This window comes from Micromonospora sp. NPDC023869, from assembly GCF_055559695.1.
The window spans coordinates 395853-414025 of sequence record NZ_JBVHKD010000003.1 but is presented as its reverse complement, the minus strand read 5'-3'; the positions used below and the strand labels follow the sequence as shown (position 1 = coordinate 414025).

Here is an 18173-nt window from a genome sequence, read left to right as displayed (position 1 = left end):
GGCTCCCCGCGCGCAAATGTCGCCGACGGTGGGCCGACCGACCGCTCAGGGTGATCGACACCTGTCCGAACGGACCACCTCGGACACCGCCCCGGGCCGTCCGGCAAAGGTTCTCCCGCGCCGATTGAACCGATACACCGCCGTCGGCCGTACGTCTTGGGCGAAGGGAGTGGCCCATGAAGCGCATGACCCCGTTGCTCACCCTCCTCTCGGGGGCGGTGACGGCCGCCGTGCTGTTCACGATGAGTGCGCAGGCATCCCCGCCGGGAACCCAGCCCGCCGCCGGGAACGGACCGCCGGCCGCCGCGCCGGCACCGTCGACCGGGATCGAGGACGACGTCGAGGCCGACGTCGAGGACGAGGTGGACGACCCCGCCGAGCCGGAGGTGGACCCGGACGCCCCGGACGGCGCACGGCCGGGCGTGACCTCGCCACCGGCCGACCGGGACCCGTCGTCGGCCGGCACCGAGGTCAACTCGGTGGAGCAGAACTGGATCGGCGAGCTGGAGAACGGCGCCACCATCGCGATCACCGTCAAGAACGGCAAGGCGGAGGCGTACGTCTGCGACGGTCGGGAGATGGAGGTCTGGCTCTCCGGCACGGTCCGCGACGGCAAGATCGAGCTGACCGGCAAGGACGCCAAGCTCTCCGGCGTGATCCGGGGCGACGTGGCCAGCGGCGAGATGATCGTCGGCGTACGCCGGTGGAAGTTCACCGCCCGGCCCGAGCAGAAGACCGACGACAGCCCGGTGGTCAAGTCCGGCTCCGGCACCGCCCCGGCGATCTACCGGGCGACCGAGGACATCCGTGCGGCCGGCATCGACGGTGGCTGGATCATGCTGCCGGACGGTACCCAGATCGGGATCGTCACCTGGAACGGCAAGCCCATCCCGGCACCACCGCTGGACCCGGCCTTCTTCACCACCAAGGTCAACGGGGTCACCATCACCGCCGCGCCGGTCGTCCCCGGAGCACGGTGATGTCCCAGCACCGCCACGGCAGCGTGCGGACCGTGCCCCGCCGCCCCCGGGATCCGTCCATGGAGGTGATGCGCGACTTCGACGGCCCGCCGCCGAGCGCTCCGGCGCCGCGTCCCTCGATGGTGGTCCCGCTGCTGGTTGGGGCGGGGGTCGCGGTGGCGTTGGGGGTGTACGGCCGCACCCACACCCCGACCGGCATCGCGGTCAACGTGGCGGGGTTCTCGTCGCCGCTGACGGTGAAGGTGTGGCTGGGCACGGGCGCGGCGTTCTTCGCCGTCGTCCAACTGCTCTCGGCGCTGTCCATGTGGGGCCGGCTCGGCGGGTTCTCCCCGCCCTGGGCCGGTGCCGTGCACCGCTGGTCGGGACGGATCGCCTTCCTGCTCACCGTGCCGGTCGCGGTGCACTGCCTGTACGCGCTCGGTTTCGCCGACTTCGACACCCGGGTGCTGATGCACTCCCTGCTGGGCTGCTTCTTCTTCGGCGTGTTCGCCACCAAGATGCTGACCCTGCCCAAGCGTGGTCTCGCCGGGTGGGTGCTGCCGGTGATCGGTGGAGTCGTGTTCGTCGCCCTGATCGGTGTCTTCCTGACCTCGTCGGTCTGGTACTTCACCACGTTCGGTTTCCAGCTCTGACGGAAAGGCACCTCGGATGAACCACGAGCAGGCCGGCTGCTGCCGGTCGCGACGGGCCATGCTGGCCGGCACCGGTGCGGTGGGCGTGGCCGCGCTGACCGGATGCGCCACGTACGGCCAGCCGACCTCGGCGCCCCCGCCACCACCGCCGCCCGCCGGGAACCCCAGTGCCGACCCGTCCGCGTCGGGCGCGCCGGACGCCGGTGGCGGCCCGCCGGCCCTGGCCACCCTGGCCGACATCCCGGTGGGTGGTGGACAGATCTACGGCGACGCCGGGGTGGTGATCACCCAGCCGACGCCGGGGACCATCAAGGCGTACTCGTCGACCTGCACCCACCAGGGCTGCACGGTCACCTCGGTCACCAACGGCACCATCGTCTGCGCCTGCCACAACAGCGTGTTCGACATCGCCGACGGTTCGGTGCGCAGCGGACCGGCGGGGTCCCCGCTGCCCGCCGCGAACGTCTCCGTCGACGGGGACGCCATCCGGCTGGCCTAGGCGGCGCGAACACCCAGGACGCGGCCCACTCCAGGCCCGGGCCGCGCGGGGCCGTCCGGAGTGGCGTCGCGACACCGGACGGCCCCTGCCTCACCCGGGGGCGGGTGGGGCAGGGGTCCCGGAGCCTGCGGCGGGCTCAGACCGCGAGCGCCTGCCGTACGGTCGACTCGGCCGTGGCCCCACCCTCGCCGGCCGAGGTGACCCGCCCCGACTCCAGCACGTGGTAGCGGTCGGCCACCCGCAGCGCGAACCCGAGGTGCTGCTCGACCAGGAGCACGCTGAACCCACGCTGCGCGATCAGCGCCACGATCCGCTCCTGGATCTCGGTCACCACCGACGGCTGGATGCCCTCGGTCGGCTCGTCGAGCATCAACAGCCGGGGCCGGGTGATCAGGGCCCGCGCGATGGCCAACTGCTGGCGCTGACCGCCGGAGAGCAGTCCCGCCCGACGGCGCAGCAACGGTCGCAGCGCGGGGAACAGGTCCAGCACCTCGGCCGTGGCCGCCGCGCCGTCACGCCGACCGTCGGCGACCAGCCGCAGGTTCTCCGCCGCCGTCAGGTGCGGGAAGCACTGCTGGCCCTGCGGCACGTACGCGATGCCCCGGGCGACCCGCTCGTGCGGGGCCAGCCGGGTGATGTCCACCCCGTCCAGCTCGACCCGACCGGCGCGGGGACGCAGCAGACCGGCGGCGACCCGCAGCAGGGTGGACTTGCCCGCGCCGTTGTGCCCGAGGACCGCCGCCACCCCGTCGTCGGGCACCTCGACGTCGACGCCGTGCAGCACCCGGCTGCGGCCGTAACCGGCGTGCACGCCGCGCAGACTGAGCATCATGCCTCCGTAGCCGTCGGGGCCGCCCCGGCGTCGACCGGGTGACCGAGGTAGACCTCCTGCACACGCGGGTCGGCCTGCACCTGCGCCACGGTGCCCTCGCTGAGCACCCGACCGGCGTGCAGCACGGTGACCGTCCGCGCGAAGCGGCGCAGGAAGTCCATGTCGTGCTCGATCACCACCACCGTGCGGTCCCGGCCGACCTTCTCCAACAGGCGACCGGTGGCGTCGCGTTCCTCGTGGCTCATCCCGGCCACCGGTTCGTCGAGCAGCAGCAGCCGGGCGTCCTGGACGAGCAGCATGCCGATCTCCAGCCACTGCTTCTGCCCGTGCGCGAGGGTGCCGGCGAGCTGCTCGGCCCGGTCGGCCAGGCCGATCACGTCGAGCGCCTCGGCCACCTCGTCGGGCACCCCGTGCCGGCGGCGCAGCAGCGTCGCCCAGTTCCGCCGCGCACCGGCCGCGATGTCGAGGTTCTGCACCACGGTCAGCTCCTCGAACACCGTCGAGGTCTGGAACGTGCGTCCCACGCCGAGGCGGCTGATCCGGTGCACCGGCCGCCCGAGCAGTTCCCGGTCGCCGAAGCGGACCGAGCCGCCGGCCCGGACCAGCCCGGTGACGGCGTCGACCAGGGTGGTCTTGCCGGCGCCGTTCGGTCCGATGAGGAACCGGATGTCCCCGGGTGCGACGTCCAGGCTGACGCCGTCCACGGCGGTGAAGCCGTCGAAACTGACCCGCAGGTCGCGCACGGTGAGCCCGTGCAGTTGCCCGGTCACGAGGTCGCCTCCGCCTTCCGCCGCCGCAGCCGGCCGAACCGGCCGGGGCGTTCGTCGCCGTCGTCGCGGCGGCGGACCAGGCCGACCAGCGACGCCAGGCCGCCGGGGAGGAAGGCCACCACCACCACGAACAACAGACCCTGCAGGTACGTCCAGGTGCCCGGGAACTGCTCCGACAGGGCGGTCCGGGCCCACGCCACCGCGACCGCGCCGAGGACCGGCCCGAGCAGGGTGGCCCGACCGCCGATGGCGACACCGATGACGAACTCGATGGACGGCACGATCCCGATCAGCGCCGGCGAGATGATGCCGACCGCGGGGACGAACAGCGCCCCGGCCAGCCCGGCCATCCCCGCCGCCACCACGTACGCGACCAGCTTGACGGTGGCCGGGTCGTAGCCGAGGAAGCGGACCCGTTCCTCGCCGTCGCGGACCGCGACGAGCAGTTCGCCGTAGCGGCTCTGCATCAGGTGCCGGGTCAGGGCCAGCAGCGCCAACAGGGTGCCGGCGATGATGAAGTAGACCATCCGCTGGTTGACCGGGTCGTCCAGGTCGTAGCCGAAGAAGCCCTGGATGTCGGTGAGGCCGTTGGTGCCACCGGTGGTGCCCTGCTGACCGATCAGCAGGATCACCATGGCGGCGGCGAGGGCCTGGCTGAGGATGGCGAAGTAGGCGCCCCGGACCCGGCGGCGGAACACCAGCGACCCGAGGACGAAGGCGACCGCCATCGGCAGCAGCACCGTGGCGGGCAGTGCGAACCACGGGCTGGCGAACGGTCGCCACCACAGTGGCAACTCGTCGAGTTGCCCGTACAGCATCATGAAGTCGGGCATGGTGCCCGGACCCGCGTCGGCGAGCTTGAGGTGCATGGCCATCGCGTAGCCGCCGAGACCGAAGAAGACGCCCTGGCCGAGGGCGAGCATGCCGCCGCGTCCCCAGGCCAGGCCGATGCCGACCGCGACCATCGCCACGCAGAGGTACTTGGCCAGCAGGGACAGCCGGAAGTCGGAGAGCAGCAGCGGGGCGACGGCGAACAGCAGGGCCGCGCCGAACGCGAACCCGGCGGCGGCCCGGAACCGGTGCCGGGACGGGCCGGCGGCGGGGGTGGCCGGTGCAGGCACGGGTGCGTCGGCGGTGACGGGATCTCTGGCCACGGTGGTCATGCCAAACTCCTGGTACGCAGCGTGAACAGGCCCTGGGGTCGCCACTGGAGGAACGCGACGATGGCGACGAACACCATCACCTTGGCGACGCTGAGGGTGGTCAGGTATTCGCCGGAGGCTTGGAGCACGCCCAGCGCGAAGGCGACGATCACGGTGCCCTTGAGCTGGCCGATGCCACCGACCACGACGACCAGGAAGGCGTCGATGATCAGGTTGGTGCCCATGGTGGGACCGATCGGGCCGAGCAGCGTCAGCGCGACTCCGGCGATGCCGGCCAGGCCGGACCCGATGAAGAAGGTCATCCGGTCCACCCGGGCGGTGGCGATGCCGGAGACGGCCGCCAGGTCGCGGTTCTGCACCACGGCGCGGATCCGGCGACCCAGCGGGGTGAGGCGCAACGCGAGCGTCAGCGCGAGCACCGCGCCACCGGCCAGGGCCAGGATGAACAGCCGGTTGTTGGCGACGGTGATCCCGCCCGGCAGCGCGATGTTGCCGGTGAGCAGTTCCGGGGCTCGGGTCTGCACGTTGGGGCTGCCGAAGACGTCCCGGGCGAGCTGTTGCAGGATCAGCGAGACGCCCCAGGTGACCAGCAGCGTGTCCAGCGGCCGGGCGTAGAGCCGGCGGATCAGCAGGATCTCCAGCAGGACGCCCATCGTGCCGGCCACCGCGAAGGCGACCGGCAGCGCCACCAGCAGCGACCACCCGGCTGCGGTGATGACCTGTTGCAGGACGTAGGTGGTGTAGGCGCCGGCCATGATGAACTCGCCGTGCGCCATGTTGATCACGCCCATCTGGCCGAAGGTGAGCGCCAGGCCCAGCGCGATCAGCAGCAGCACCGCGCCGATGCTGACGCCGGTGAAGAGTTGACCGATGAGAACTGTCACGGTGGGTACTCCGAACTGCGGATGGGGGCCCGGGCGGGACGGGTCCCGCCCGGGCCGTGGGACCGGGGCGTCGGTCAGCTCAGGCCGCCGGCCCAGGGGTAGCTCTTGAGGTACGGGTCCGGCGTGATCGGCTGGCCGGAGTTCCAGACCTCGGCGATCAGCCCGTCCGCGCCGACCTTGCCGACCCGGGCCGTCTTGGCGATGTGCTGGGTCGCACCGTCCACGGTGACCAGACCCTCCGGCGCCTCGAAGGTGATGCCGTCGGAGGCCTCCCGGACCTTCTCCACGTCGAACGTGCCGGCCTTCTCCACCATCGCCTTCCACAGGTGGACCGAGACGTACGCGGCCTCCATCGGGTCACTGGTCGGCTTGTCCGCGCCGAAGCGGGCCTTGTACGCGGCCACGAACTTCTCGTTCGCCGCGCCCGGCGTGGTCTGGTAGTAGTTCCAGGCGGTGAGCTGGCCCTCCAGGTACTGCGTGCCGATGCTCTTGACCTCCTCCTCGGCGATGGAGACCGAGACCACCGGCATGGCGGCGGCGGTCAGCCCGGCGGACTTGTACTCCTTGAAGAACGCCACGTTGCTGTCGCCGTTGAGGGTGTTGAAGACCGCGTCCGCCCCGGCGGACTTCACCTTGTTGGTGATCGTGCCGAACTCGGTGGACCCGAGCGGGGCGTAGTCCTCCCCCAGCACGGTCATTCCGTTGGCCTGCGCGTACGCCTTGATGATTTTGTTCGCGGTGCGCGGGAAGACGTAGTCGGACCCGACCAGATAAAGCGACTTGGCACCCTGCGCCTTGAGATACTCCAGGCCGGGAACGATCTGCTGGTTCGTGGTCGCGCCGGTGTAGAAGATGTACGGCGACTGTTCCAGTCCCTCGTACTGCACGGGATAGAACAGCAGCGCCTTGTTCTTCTCGAAGACCGGCTTGACGGCCTTGCGACTGGCCGAGGTCCAGCATCCGAAGACGGCGGCGACGCGGTCCTCACGGATTAGTTTCTCGGCCTTCTCGGCGAACGTCGGCCAGTCCGAGGCGCCGTCCTCGCCGACCGGCTGGATCTTCTTGCCGAGTACGCCACCGGCGCCGTTGATCTCCTCGATCGCCAGCGTGATCGCGTCGCGGACGGTCACCTCGCTGATGGCCATGGTGCCGGAGAGGGAGTTGAGCAGGCCCACCTTGACGGTGTCGCCGGAGACGTCGGCGCTGACGCCGGCAGAGGTGTTCCCATCGGTGGTCTTGCTGCCGCACGCGGCCAGTGCGGCTGCGGCGACCAGGGTCATGGCACCCGCCAGGATGCGGCGGCCCCGGATCAGTGTCATCAATGCTCCCTGCTTCGCGCCTGGGCGTGGAGTCAGTGCCCGGGAACGAGCGTCGGTCCCGGGTCGAGAAGTGCGGATTCTGCGGGTGCGGTGCGGTCCGTCGGAACATGTCGCGCTGCCCGGCACGGCGGGTGGACGTCGGTCCGGGCACCGATTCGGATATCGGGCAGGGAAAGCTTCGATCCGCTTCGTTGCGCGAATGTTTCCCGATCCTCAATAGACTGTTTCCGCAGGCTACTGCCGATCGCAGGCGCGGATGCAGAAAATGCCGGAGCCCCGCCGCGAGAATCGGCGGAATGGCACCGGCACACGAATATGGACCGCGACGGCGGCAATTTCCGATCACCGTCGGGTGGGTGGTCGCATCCCGCCCGCAGGCCGGATACTTCACGCAGGAAGTATCTTATGTGGCCGGTGCGCGATCCTGTCAAGGCACGGTCGGGTCACGCCGCCGATCGACCCCCCGCCGTTCGCTCGACCGCGCCGACCGCTGGGTCCTCGGCCCGCAGGTGCCGGCCGCCGACCGCTTCAGAGCTCGGCGAGGACGGTGAAGTCCAGGCCGTCGGCCTCGGCCAGATAGATGCGCTGGCGTACGTGCCGACGCCGCAGCCGCAGTTCACCACGCGGCCCGTCGTACGACACCACGTCGGCGGACGCCTCCACCGCCCGCACGTCCAGCGTGCCGGCCTTGGCGATGAGGGCGGACAGCAGCATCACGCCCTCGTAACAGGACTCACCGAGGCTGCCCAGCGGCGGCGCCTCCAACCCGAAGCGGCGGGCGAACTGGCCGTGGAAGTCGAGATTCTCCGGCGTGACCAGCCCGGCGAAGAAGCCGGCCGTGCTGAACAGGCCCCGCGTGTTCGTCGCGCCACTGGCCAGCAGCATGTTCTCGTCCATCAGCGTGCTCAACCGCAGGCAGCGCTGGTCCAACCGGGACCGTGCGAAGGCCCGGTTGAACCGGACCGCGTCGGCCCCGACCAGCAGCATCAGCACCGCGTCGGCGTCGCTGCGCTCGATGCGCCGCAGCACCTCGACGTAGTCGTGCGTCTCCAACGGCAGGAAGTGGTGCCCGACCACCCGGCCGCCGCTGCGCAGCGCGTACCGGTAGGCGGCGCGGGTGGTCCGGCGGGGCCAGACGTAGTCGTTGCCGACCACGAACCACCGCCGGATTCCGAGGTCGGCGGCGAGCACCCGCATCGCCGGCCACAGTTGCGCGTCCGGCGTCTCGCTGGTCAGGAACACACCCTCGGTCCGCTCCCCGCCCTCGTACAGGGCGGTGTAGACGTACGGCACCCGGTGCGCGATGCGCGGCGCGACCGCCTGTCGCACCGAGGAGATGTGCCAGCCGGTGACGCCCTGCACGGCGCCGGTCGACACCAGCGCCTCCACCTCGGCGGCCACCTCGGCCGGTGGCGCGCCACCGTCGACCGGCACCAGCCGCAGCTCGCGTCCGAGCACCCCGCCGCGCTGGTTGACCTCCTCCACCGCGAGCTGGGCGCACTGCTCACAGCTCGGGCCGAACATGCCGGCCGGGCCACGCATCGGATACACCAGCGCGATGCTGACCACGCCCCGGTCGACGGTGAGCCAGGACGCCCCGGCGGCGAGCCTCTCCCCCGCCTGCGGACGCCCGTACCCCGGTGCCGGCGCGGACATGAACACATCGTGGCCGCAGCCGAGGATGATGACCAGACCTCCCCAGCAGACGGGACGTCTCGGTACGATGACCCGGCAACCGCCAGGCGGGAGTGCCATGTCAGACCTTCCCGGCTCCGCAGCCGACCTGCTACCCCTGCTCACCCGCGCCGAGCGGCTGCTCGCCCGCCGGGTCGGCACGGTGCTCGCCGTCGAGTCGCTCACCATCGAGGCGTGGCGGGTGCTCTGCCTGCTCGCCGACGGTCGGGGGCACCCGATGAGCGAGGTCGCCGTCGCGGCGTCCCTGCCACCGGGCACCCTGACCAAGCTGGTCGACCAGCTCGTGGACCGCAACCTGGTGTTCCGGCGGGTCGATCCGTTCGACCGGCGGCGCATCCGGGCGTACCTGACCGACCGAGGGCGAGGCGAGCACGAACGAATCGCCGCGCAGATCCACACCGACCTGTCCGGGCTCAGCGCCTCAGGCGACGCGGACCTGGCCGGGCACCTGGACGACCTGATCGGACGACTGGAACCGGACCGCCGCCCGGCCTCCACCCGGGTCTGAGGCCGCCACCGGCCGGCGGGCGGGTCACCGTCGCCGGCCGGCCACGGTGCCGGTGACGTCAGGTCAGCCGCCGTTGACCGGGCGGAACCGGTTGACGGAGTGGCGGGCCCGTGCCGCGCTGTTGGTGACCGGCCCGACGGCGTCGAACATCACCCGGCCCAGGGTCGCGTGGGCGCGTACCGCGGGGTGGGTGCCGCCGTAGTTGTCCAGGTCGCCGAGGGAGTCGGCGAAGAAGGCGTAGGTCAGCGTCGGCGCGCCGGTCGGGTCGAACATGATCCCGGCCTCGTGCCGGGCCGCGCCCAGCGTGTCGTAGTCCGCGCCGTACTTGGTGGCCACCCGGCTGCGTTCCGCCGACGACATGTCGCGACGGATCCCGTCGTGGTAGCCGTTCACCCAGCGCAGGATGCCCAGCAGGAAGTCGCACGACCGGGTCGACAGCAGGGTCTTGTTGGCCAGCCGCCAGAGCAGGTCGTGGGTCTCACGCGGAGTGGTCACGCCGAGGAAGAAGCGGTTCGGGTTGGCCACCGGCTCGACCCGCGTGTGCGTGAAGCCCTTGGCGGCGAGGATCTCGTTGATCTCCAGCGCCGGCACCACCCGCCCGCACATTCGCACCGACGTGTTGTCGGAGACCAGCAGCATCGCGGTGAGGAAGTTCGCCACCGTGATCTCGTCGCCCCACACGGTGTGCAGGAAATAGATGCCGCTGCCGCCGAGGATGATGTCGCCGGTCAGGTCGAGGCGCTGGCCGAGTGCCAGCTCACCCCGGTCGATCTTGTCCATCACCGCCACCGCGACGGCCAGCTTCTGCACGCTGTACCCGTGCGTGACCCGGTCGGCGTCGTCGGCCACCACGGTCCGCAGTGCGCCGGAGCCGTCCACCATCGCCACGTGCGAGTGCCACACGCCGCCCGCGCGCGCCTTCTGCTGACGATAGGTACGCCGGATCAGCGCCTGCGCTCCACCACGGCCAGACGCGTCCCCGGCAGCCGGCGTGCTCGGCGCGGCGGCGGCACCGGCGGGTGTCGCCACCAGGGCCGCCGCAGCGGCTCCGATCCCGATCGCGGCCCGACGACTCATCTGCTCGGCCATTGCCACTCCTCTGGTCCGGCGTGCCACCGGCGGGATCGCCGGCACCGGACACACCCTGCCATACCCACCCATCCTCCGCTGGACCTCACTCCAGAGTGGAGCGGAACGGCCTCCGGGATGGCCTCACCCGGCTCGGGGCATCCGGTCGTCGGCCGGGAACACCGTCGGCGTTGGGGTGAGGTACGTGCGCAGGGTGTGCGCGTCCGGGGCGGTGGCGGTCCACAGGGTGGCCGGACCGCCGGCCAGCGGTAGCCGGGCGACCGTGCCCCGTACCGCCGCAGGCTCGGCCGGTGCGGTCGGGTCGACCAGCAGCAGTGAGCCGGTGGCGGGAGCGCCGCCGAGCACCGCCGGTCCGGCCCAGCCGGGTGCGTCCGGCCCGACCGCCAGCGACTGTCGCAGCAGCGGTCGACCGCCGAGGTCGACCCGGGTGACGACCTCGGCGTTGCCGGGTGACTCCCGGTGTCGGCCGCAGATCAGTTCGTCGCGCCAGTGCAGGGTGCCACCCTCGGCGACGTCCACCTGGGCGTCGGCCACGTGCGCGCAGCCCGCCGCCGCGACGAGTTGCTCCGGCAGCCAGTGCAGCGTGGCGTCGGCGGCGACGGTCGCCCGGACCAGCATCCGGGAGACCGCGCCGGGGCGGCCGGGCAGGGCGATCGAGGCCGCCACGGTCCGGACGTCGACCACCGCACCGGGTCCCACCTCGACATCCAGCCGCAGGTCGTCGCCGGCGAGCGGACCGGCCGCACCGCCGACGACGTACACCGTGACGCCACCGCCCGACGCCGGCACCTGCCGCAGCAGCAGCGGGCTCTCCCCCCGCAGCTCGGCCAGCACGGTGCGGCCGTGCCGGTCGGCGCGGGCCACCAGCCGGGCGGTGGCGCGCATCAGGCCTGCCCGGCGGGCACCACGGCGACCGGCCTGGTGTGCTCGGGCCCGACGGGAGAAGCCGTCGCGCCCCGATGGTGGGCCAGCTCGTGCCGGATCCACCCGGCGACCCGGGTGGCCAGCGGATCCTCGGTGATGGACTGGAACACCGTGGGCAGGTCGCCCCGGCGGGCTCGCGCGTCACGGTCCATCACCGACAGGTCGGCCCCGACCATCGGGGCCAGGTCCGTCTTGTTGATCACCAGCAGGTCGGCGGCGGTCACGCCCGGGCCGCCCTTACGCGGCACCTTGTCCCCGCCGGCCACGTCGACCACGAAGATCTGCCGGTCGACCAGACCTCGGCTGAAGGTCGCGGTGAGGTTGTCCCCACCGCTCTCCACCAGCACCAGGTCCAACGGGCCCAGCGCCTCGGCCAGCTCGTCGACCGCGTCCAGGTTGGCGCCGATGTCGTCGCGGATGGCGGTGTGCGGGCAGCAGCCGGTCTCCACGGCCCGGATCCGGTCCGGGTCGAGCACACCGGCCCGCTTGAGGAAGTCGGCGTCCTCGGTGGTGTAGATGTCGTTGGTCACCACCGCCAACCGCAGCTCGTCGGCGAAGGCCCGGCACAGCGCGGCGACCAGCGCCGTCTTGCCGGAGCCGACCGGGCCACCGATGCCGACCCGCAGCGCCCGCGACGCGGCGGGCAGCGGGGCGTGCGGGTCGACTCCGGGCTCGGGATGGGTGTGGGGAACGGACTCGTCGTGATCGGTCTCAGGACGCAAAGAGACGCACCTCCCAGGTGACATGGACTTCGGCATGGATGTCGGCGAGCGGAGCGGCGGCGGCCGGCAGCCGCTCCGGTGGTTCCTCGGCGGCCCGGGCCGCCCGCGCCGCGGTGGCGTCGCAGGCGACCGCGAGCCGCACCAGCAGGGCCTGCACCCGGTAGGGGTCGAGGCCCAGCAGACGTACGGCGGCGCTTGCCGAACCGGTCACCGTCGCGTGGGCGGCGACGGTGGCGACCTGCGCCGGGTCCAGACCGGCGGCGGCGCCGACCAGCCCCAGCACCAGCGGCTGGTGCGGGCCGGGCGGCACGGCGGGCAGGTCGTCGAAGGTGTCGCCGGGCCAGATCTCGCGTCCGGCCCGTAGCAGTGCCCGGCCCTGCCGTCGGGACACCGCCCGCTGGGCCGGCGACGCGGTGCGGGCGTCCAGTTCGGCGTCGAGCCGCGCCAGCAGGTCCCGGCGTCCGGCCGCTCGGGCCGCCCGCCGGGACGCCGCCGCGAACGCCGCCGCGACCAGCCCGGCGGTGGCCAGCCGTCCGCGCAGGTACTCCCCCAGCGTGGCCAGGTCGGTCACCCGCCCGGCTGCGACGGCCGCCTCCAGGCCCGACGAGTGGGCGTGCGCCCCGGCCGGGAACCGCCCGTCGGCGAGCAGCAACAGCATGGTCGGCGCGGTCATCAGAACAGGAAGTAACGCTGGGCCATCGGCAACTCGGTCACCGGGTCGGGGTCGACCACCTCGCCGTCGATGCGGACGGTGAAGGTGTCCGGGTCGACCTCGATGCGCGGCAGCGCACCGTTTTCCGGCAGGTCGGTCTTGCCGCGGGAGCGCACGTCGGCGACCGGCACCACCCGGCGACGCACGTCCAGGCGCAGCCCGGCGTCGAGCGCGGCGGGTGCCACGAACGCCAGGCTGGTGGCGGCGGCCGCGACGCCGTACGCGCCGAACATGGGTCGGGGCAGCATCGGCTGCGGCGTCGGGATCGAGGCGTTCGCGTCCCCCATCTGGGCGTACGCGATGAAGCCACCCTTGATCACCAGGTGCGGTCGGACGCCGAAGAACGCCGGCTCCCACAGCACCAGATCGGCGAGCTTGCCCGGCTCGACCGAGCCGATCTCGTGGTCGAGCCCGTTGGCCATGGCCGCGCAGATGGTGTACTTCGCCACGTACCGCCGGGCCCGGTGGTTGTCGGCGGCACCGTCACCGGCGAGCGCCCCCACCCGCGCCTTCATCACGTGGGCGCTCTGCCAGGTCCGCAGCACGACCTCGCCGACCCGGCCCATCGCCTGCGAGTCCGAGCCGATGATGGAGATCGCGCCCAGGTCGTGCAGCAGGTCCTCGGCGGCCATGGTGGACGGTCGGATCCGGCTCTCTGCGAACGCCAGGTCCTCCGGCACCGCCGGGTTCAGGTGGTGGCAGACCATCAGCATGTCGAGGTGCTCGGCCAGCGTGTTGCGGGTGTACGGGCGGGTCGGGTTGGTCGACGAGGGCAGCACGTTCGGTTCCCCGGCGACGGTGATGATGTCCGGTGCGTGCCCGCCCCCGGCCCCCTCCGTGTGGTAGGAGTGGATCGCCCGACCGCCGATCGCCCGCAGGGTGTCCGCGACGAACCCGGCCTCGTTGAGGGTGTCGGTGTGGATGGACACCTGCACGCCCGAGGCGTCCGCGACCCGCAGGCAGGCGTCGATCGCCGCCGGGGTGGTGCCCCAGTCCTCGTGCAGCTTGAACCCACCGGCACCGGCCCGCAACTGCTCCCAGAGCGCCTCGGCGGAGACCGTGTTGCCCTTGCCGAGCAGCAGCACGTTGACCGGGAACGCGTCCAGGGCCTCGTGCATCCGGGCCAGGTGCCAGGAGTTCGGCGTGACGGTGGTCGCCCGGGTCCCCTCGGCCGGTCCGGTGCCGCCACCGACCAGGGTGGTGACCCCGCCGGCCAGCGCCTCGGTGACGATCTGCGGGCAGATGAAGTGCACGTGGGTGTCGACCGCCCCGGCGGTGAGGATCCGGCCGTTGCCGGCGATCACCTCGGTCGCCGGACCGATCACCAGATCCGGGTGCACGCCGTCCATGGTGTCCGGGTTGCCCGCCCGGCCCAGCGCGACGATCCGCCCGTCGCGGATCCCCACGTCGGCCTTGACCACGCCCCAGTGGTCGAGGACCACCGCGCCCGTGATGACCGTGTCCAGGGCGCCGTCGGCCCGGGTGGCCCGGGACTGGCCCATCGACTCGCGGATCACCTTGCCGCCGCCGAAGACCGCCTCGTCGCCGCCGGCACAGTGGTCGTGCTCGACCTCGATCAACAGGTTCGTGTCGGCCAGCCGGATCCGGTCGCCGGTGCTCGGCCCGTAGAGCGCCACGTAGCGCTCCCGCTCCACCAGGCTCATGCCGCCGCTCCGCTGCGCTGCGCGCCGCCATCGGGCACCGCCGTCGTCGGGGCCGGGTCCAGCGGGCCGGCGCACTCGCCGCGCAGGCCGGGCACGATCCGCGCGCCGCGCAGCGGCACCAGGTCCACGGTGCGGCTCACGCCCGGTTCGAAACGCACGGACGTCCCGGCCGGTACGGCGAGACGCTGTCCCCAGGCGGCGGCCCGGTCGAAGTCCAGGGCCGGGTTGGCCTCGGCGAAGTGGTAATGCGACCCGACCTGCACCGGCCGGTCGCCGGTGTTCACCACGAGCAGCGTGGTCACCGGACGCCCGGCGTTGATCTCCACCGGCCGGGCCGCCGGCAGGATCTCCCCGGGGATCACGGGATCGGGTGGTGCACCGTCACCAGCTTGGTGCCGTCCGGGAACGTCGCCTCCACCTGCACCTCCCTCAGCAACTCGGGGATGCCGTCCTGCACGTCGTCCCGGCTCAGGACGGCGCGGCCGGAGGCCATCAGGTCGACCACGGTCGCCCCGTCGCGGGCACCTTCGAGCAGGAAGGCGGTGAGCACCGCGACGGCTTCCGGGTAGTTGAGGCGCAGGCCGCGCTCGCGGCGACGCCGGGCGACGTCCGCCGCCACGTGGACGAGCAGGCGGTCCTGCTCGTGGGGGGTGAGATACACGGGTGCTCCCGGTGGGTGTCCGCGCCCCCGGACACCGTCGGTCCGGCGCCTCGACGCGCCGACCGCCGGTCGGGGTTCGCCCGCCGGTCCCGACCGCCACGTGCGCGGGGCCCGGGGTTTCCACCTCCCCGGTCCGCGTGACGGACCACCGGCGGTGTCGGGTCGGATGCGGACCGCACCGCCCACCGCTGAGCAGACCGTAAGGGATCACGCGGGCGGCGGGCAACACCTCGCGTGAGGGTCGTCATAACGGGTGGACGCTGCCCCGTCACCGGCTGCTAGCCTCGGCGACAGGTCAAGAGCGCCAGCGTCAAGCCCCGGCTCGCTGGCCGGCAACCCTCGTCCGCGCAGGGGTGCCCCGGGTGAGGACCAGGCATCGGAGCGACCTCCGGTGCAAGCGTGGCCTGGTGTCCCAGGTCATCACGACCTCGAGGAGAACCATGGCGTACCCCGATCGACCGGTTGCCTGCCGGGACCTGACCCGGCGTCGGCACGTCGACATGATGCGGGTGTGCAGCGCCGCGTGTAGCTGACCGCGTCGCCACCCGGCCGCCGACCCCACCCGGTCGGACGACCACCCCGTTCGTTCCCATCCTTCGCGGTCCGTCCCACGGCGGACCGTCGGTGTGGCACGTGCGTGCCCGCCGCCGCTCATCAGGAGACACCTGTGCGCTTCCTTCCTGCCCTGACCCGGGCCGCCGCCGTCGGCGTCACCGCCGTGCTCGCCGCCACCGCCCTCACCGCCTGCGGCTCGGACGGTGACCCCGCCGACAACCCGTACAACCTGCTCCAGCCGGGGGTGCTGCGGGCCGGCACGCTCACCGACGCGCCGCCGAACGTCTATCTCAAGGACGGCAAGTTCACCGGGTTCGACAACGACCTGCTGGTCGCCGCCGCCGACAAGCTCGGGCTGCGGGTGGAGTTCGTCGGCACCGACTTCTCCGGGCTTCTGGCCCAGGTCAACAACCGCAAGTTCGACGTCGGCAGCTCCTCGATCACGATCACCGAGGCGCGGAAGAAGACGGTCGACTTCGGCAACGGCTACGACTTCGGGTACTTCGGGCTCGACGTGCCCGCCGGTTCGACGCTGGCGAGCTTCGACGAGTTGTCCGGCAAGCGGGTGGTGGTCGTGCAGGGCACCGTCCAGGACGACTACGCCACCGGGCGTGGCCTCGACCCGGTGCGGGTGCCGGACTACAACGGCGCGATCAACCAGCTCAAGGCGGGCACCGCGGACGCCTGGATCGCCCCGGCCGAGATCGGTGAGAAGACCGCCGCCGACAGCGGCGGCAGGATCAAGGTCGCGGCGAAGGAACTCAGCCCGGCACCCACCGCGTACGCCGTGGCCAAGGGCAACGACCCGCTGCGCGAGGCGCTGAACCGGGCCCTGGACGAGGTGATCGCCGACGGCACCTGGACCCGCCTGCAGGAGCAGTACTACCCGGGTCGGCCGATCCCGGCCGACTTCACCCCGGGCAGCGGCGACGTGTCGGCGCCGGCCGCCTCCTGAGGTAGGACGACGAGCGAGTAGGGCGGAGGTTGACCGTGGATCCGTTGCGCACCCTGTGGGAGACGTTCTTCGACTGGGAGTCGATGCGCGAGGCGCTGCCCGAGATGATCACCGTCGGGTTGCCGAACACGCTGATCCTGGCGGTCACCGCCGCCCTGCTCGGCTCGGCCATGGGCATCGTGCTGGCCGTCGCGGGCATCTCGCGTACCCGCTGGTTGAGGTGGCCGGCCCGGGTCTACACCGACGTGTTCCGGGGCCTGCCGGCGGCGGCGACGATCCTGCTGATCGGGGTCGGTCTGGCACCGTTGGGCATGCAGGTGTGGGGACCGAACCCGTACCCGCTGGGGATCCTGGCGCTGTCGCTGATCGCGGCGGCGTACATCGGAGAGATCTTCCGCTCCGGCATCCAGTCGGTGGAGGCCACTCAGGTGGAGGCCGCCCGCGCGCTGGGTTTCTCCTGGTGGGAGGCGATGCGGGTGGTGGTGATCCCGCAGGGTGTCCGGCGGGTCCTGCCGGCCTGGGTGAACCAGCTCATCGCACTGATCAAGGACTCCAGCCTGGTCTACTTCCTCGGTCTGCTGGCCAGCCAGCGGGAGCTGTTCCGGATCGGGCAGGACTACGCGGCCAACACCGGCAACCAGTCGGCGCTGCTGCTGGCCGGGCTCTTCTATCTGACGCTGACCGTGCCGCTGACGCACGTCGTCAACTGGATCGACCGGCGGCTGCGGCACGGCCGCCCGGCGACCGGACCGGCCGGTGACGACCCCGACGACCTCGACCTGGCGCTGCCCGGCGCCGCCGGAGGTAACCAACGATGAGCACCTCGGTCAGTCTGAGCCTGCGCGACGTACACCTGGCCTTCGGCCGTCACCAGGTGCTGCGCGGGGTGGACCTGGACGTCGCACGCGGCGCGACCGCCTGCGTGATCGGCCCGTCCGGGTCCGGCAAGTCGACGCTCCTGCGGACCGTCAACCGGCTCCTCGAACCGGACAGGGGTGACGTGCTGCTGGACGGGCGCAGCGTGCTGCGCGACGACCCGGACGCCCTGCGGCAGCGGGTCGGCATGGTGTTCCAGCAGTTCAACCTGTTTCCGCACATGAGCGTGCTGCGCAACATCACCGTCGCGTTGCGGCGCATCCGCAAGCTCGGCGAGGACGAGGCGGTGGCGGTGGCGCGTACCCACCTGGACCGGGTGGGGCTGGCGGCGAAGGCCGACGCCCGGCCGGCGCACCTGTCCGGCGGGCAGCAGCAGCGGGTGGCCATCGCCCGGGCGCTGGCCATGCAGCCGCAGGTGATGCTCTTCGACGAGGCCACCTCGGCGCTGGACCCGGAGCTGGTCAAGGGCGTGCTGACGTTGATGGCGGACCTCTCGTCGCAGGGCATGACCATGGTGGTGGTGACCCACGAGATGGGCTTCGCGCGCGAGGTCGCCGACACCGTCGCGTTCATGGACGCCGGTGTGGTGCTGGAAGCCGGCGAGCCGGCCTCGATCTTCGAGTCGGCCGAGCACCCGCGTCTGCGCCGGTTCCTTTCGCAGGTGCTGTAGCGGGGTTTCGGTGTAAGGAGGGGACCCCTGCTATGCACGAGGCGTTAGCAGGGGTCCCCTCCT

20 protein-coding genes and 1 riboswitch are annotated in these 18173 nt (G+C 72.2%); of the genes, 7 read left to right on the top strand and 13 right to left on the bottom strand.

Features of this window, described 5'->3' with window-relative positions:
- The first annotated feature begins 176 nt into the window (after positions 1 to 176).
- The 3 genes from ACZ31C_RS12395 (at position 177) to ACZ31C_RS12385 (ending at position 2111) form a co-directional block, all read left to right on the top strand.
- Positions 177 to 980, top strand: coding sequence for a hypothetical protein (locus tag ACZ31C_RS12395; protein WP_465795333.1), 804 nt, complete (start codon positions 177 to 179; stop codon positions 978 to 980).
- A gap of 68 nt (positions 981 to 1048) precedes the next feature.
- The gene (locus tag ACZ31C_RS12390) at positions 1049 to 1612 is read left to right on the top strand and encodes a DUF6529 family protein (protein ID WP_465795490.1); all 564 of its coding nucleotides are present in this window, start codon (positions 1049 to 1051) and stop codon (positions 1610 to 1612) included.
- 16 nt (positions 1613 to 1628) lie between these two features.
- A complete protein-coding gene (locus ACZ31C_RS12385) occupies positions 1629 to 2111 on the top strand; it encodes a Rieske (2Fe-2S) protein (RefSeq protein WP_465795332.1) in 483 nt (160 codons plus the stop codon).
- Positions 2112 to 2247: 136 nt separating this feature from the next.
- On the opposite strand, the gene urtE is transcribed toward ACZ31C_RS12385, so the two are convergent.
- The 6 genes from urtE to ACZ31C_RS12355 form a co-directional block, all read right to left on the bottom strand.
- Entirely contained in the window at positions 2248 to 2940 is a 693-nt protein-coding gene (gene urtE, locus ACZ31C_RS12380; protein ID WP_465795331.1) for an urea ABC transporter ATP-binding subunit UrtE, read from the bottom strand.
- Positions 2940 to 3713: an urea ABC transporter ATP-binding protein UrtD gene (gene urtD, locus ACZ31C_RS12375; RefSeq protein WP_396750846.1), complete on the bottom strand. Its 774-nt coding sequence runs from the start codon at positions 3711 to 3713 to the stop codon at positions 2940 to 2942. The genes urtE and urtD overlap by 1 nt, the downstream gene beginning before the upstream one ends.
- Positions 3710 to 4876 carry an urea ABC transporter permease subunit UrtC gene (gene urtC, locus ACZ31C_RS12370; RefSeq protein WP_465795330.1) on the bottom strand — a complete coding sequence of 389 codons (1167 nt, stop codon included), beginning with the start codon at positions 4874 to 4876 and terminating at the stop codon, positions 3710 to 3712. Before urtC ends, urtD begins: the two co-directional genes overlap by 4 nt.
- On the bottom strand, positions 4873 to 5760 hold the full coding sequence (urtB, locus tag ACZ31C_RS12365; protein ID WP_465795329.1) for an urea ABC transporter permease subunit UrtB: 888 nt from the start codon (positions 5758 to 5760) through the stop codon (positions 4873 to 4875). The genes urtC and urtB overlap by 4 nt, the downstream gene beginning before the upstream one ends.
- 74 nt (positions 5761 to 5834) lie before the next feature.
- The gene (gene urtA, locus ACZ31C_RS12360) at positions 5835 to 7079 is read right to left on the bottom strand and encodes an urea ABC transporter substrate-binding protein (protein ID WP_465795328.1); all 1245 of its coding nucleotides are present in this window, start codon (positions 7077 to 7079) and stop codon (positions 5835 to 5837) included.
- A 528-nt stretch (positions 7080 to 7607) separates the two neighbouring features.
- Positions 7608 to 8735, bottom strand: a complete 1128-nt coding sequence (locus ACZ31C_RS12355; protein ID WP_350694712.1) for a substrate-binding domain-containing protein — start codon at positions 8733 to 8735, stop codon at positions 7608 to 7610.
- Between the two features lie 97 nt (positions 8736 to 8832).
- Between ACZ31C_RS12355 and ACZ31C_RS12350 the strand changes: the two genes are divergently transcribed.
- Positions 8833 to 9282, top strand: a complete 450-nt coding sequence (locus ACZ31C_RS12350) for a MarR family winged helix-turn-helix transcriptional regulator (protein WP_465795327.1) — start codon at positions 8833 to 8835, stop codon at positions 9280 to 9282.
- Positions 9283 to 9345: 63 nt separating this feature from the next.
- Here ACZ31C_RS12350 and ACZ31C_RS12345 read toward each other — a convergent pair whose 3' ends face one another.
- From ACZ31C_RS12345 to ACZ31C_RS12315, 7 genes are all read right to left on the bottom strand, one after another.
- Positions 9346 to 10371, bottom strand: coding sequence for a serine hydrolase (locus ACZ31C_RS12345; protein ID WP_465795326.1), 1026 nt, complete (start codon positions 10369 to 10371; stop codon positions 9346 to 9348).
- A gap of 123 nt (positions 10372 to 10494) precedes the next feature.
- Positions 10495 to 11256, bottom strand: coding sequence for an urease accessory protein UreD (locus tag ACZ31C_RS12340; protein WP_465795325.1), 762 nt, complete (start codon positions 11254 to 11256; stop codon positions 10495 to 10497).
- Positions 11256 to 12017 carry an urease accessory protein UreG gene (gene ureG, locus ACZ31C_RS12335; RefSeq protein WP_465795324.1) on the bottom strand — a complete coding sequence of 254 codons (762 nt, stop codon included), beginning with the start codon at positions 12015 to 12017 and terminating at the stop codon, positions 11256 to 11258. Before ureG ends, ACZ31C_RS12340 begins: the two co-directional genes overlap by 1 nt.
- The gene (locus tag ACZ31C_RS12330; RefSeq protein WP_465795323.1) at positions 12007 to 12690 is read right to left on the bottom strand and encodes an urease accessory protein UreF; all 684 of its coding nucleotides are present in this window, start codon (positions 12688 to 12690) and stop codon (positions 12007 to 12009) included. The genes ureG and ACZ31C_RS12330 overlap by 11 nt, the downstream gene beginning before the upstream one ends.
- Entirely contained in the window at positions 12690 to 14393 is a 1704-nt protein-coding gene (locus ACZ31C_RS12325) for an urease subunit alpha (protein WP_465795322.1), read from the bottom strand. The genes ACZ31C_RS12330 and ACZ31C_RS12325 overlap by 1 nt, the downstream gene beginning before the upstream one ends.
- The gene (locus tag ACZ31C_RS12320) at positions 14390 to 14755 is read right to left on the bottom strand and encodes an urease subunit beta (protein WP_465795321.1); all 366 of its coding nucleotides are present in this window, start codon (positions 14753 to 14755) and stop codon (positions 14390 to 14392) included. Before ACZ31C_RS12320 ends, ACZ31C_RS12325 begins: the two co-directional genes overlap by 4 nt.
- Positions 14752 to 15054 (bottom strand): urease subunit gamma, encoded by a 303-nt coding sequence (locus ACZ31C_RS12315; RefSeq protein ID WP_465795320.1) that lies wholly within the window; start codon positions 15052 to 15054, stop codon positions 14752 to 14754. The genes ACZ31C_RS12320 and ACZ31C_RS12315 overlap by 4 nt, the downstream gene beginning before the upstream one ends.
- A 293-nt stretch (positions 15055 to 15347) precedes the next feature.
- A riboswitch (SAM riboswitch) is annotated at positions 15348 to 15460 on the top strand.
- Between the two features lie 261 nt (positions 15461 to 15721).
- On the opposite strand from ACZ31C_RS12315, the gene ACZ31C_RS12310 reads away from it, so the two are divergent.
- The 3 genes from ACZ31C_RS12310 to ACZ31C_RS12300 are packed head-to-tail and all read left to right on the top strand — an operon-like array spanning position 15722 to position 18110.
- Positions 15722 to 16564: an ABC transporter substrate-binding protein gene (locus tag ACZ31C_RS12310; RefSeq protein ID WP_465795319.1), complete on the top strand. Its 843-nt coding sequence runs from the start codon at positions 15722 to 15724 to the stop codon at positions 16562 to 16564.
- A gap of 35 nt (positions 16565 to 16599) precedes the next feature.
- Positions 16600 to 17382, top strand: coding sequence for an amino acid ABC transporter permease (locus ACZ31C_RS12305; protein WP_396693602.1), 783 nt, complete (start codon positions 16600 to 16602; stop codon positions 17380 to 17382).
- Positions 17379 to 18110 carry an amino acid ABC transporter ATP-binding protein gene (locus ACZ31C_RS12300; RefSeq protein WP_350694732.1) on the top strand — a complete coding sequence of 244 codons (732 nt, stop codon included), beginning with the start codon at positions 17379 to 17381 and terminating at the stop codon, positions 18108 to 18110. Before ACZ31C_RS12305 ends, ACZ31C_RS12300 begins: the two co-directional genes overlap by 4 nt.
- Positions 18111 to 18173 lie beyond the last annotated feature (63 nt).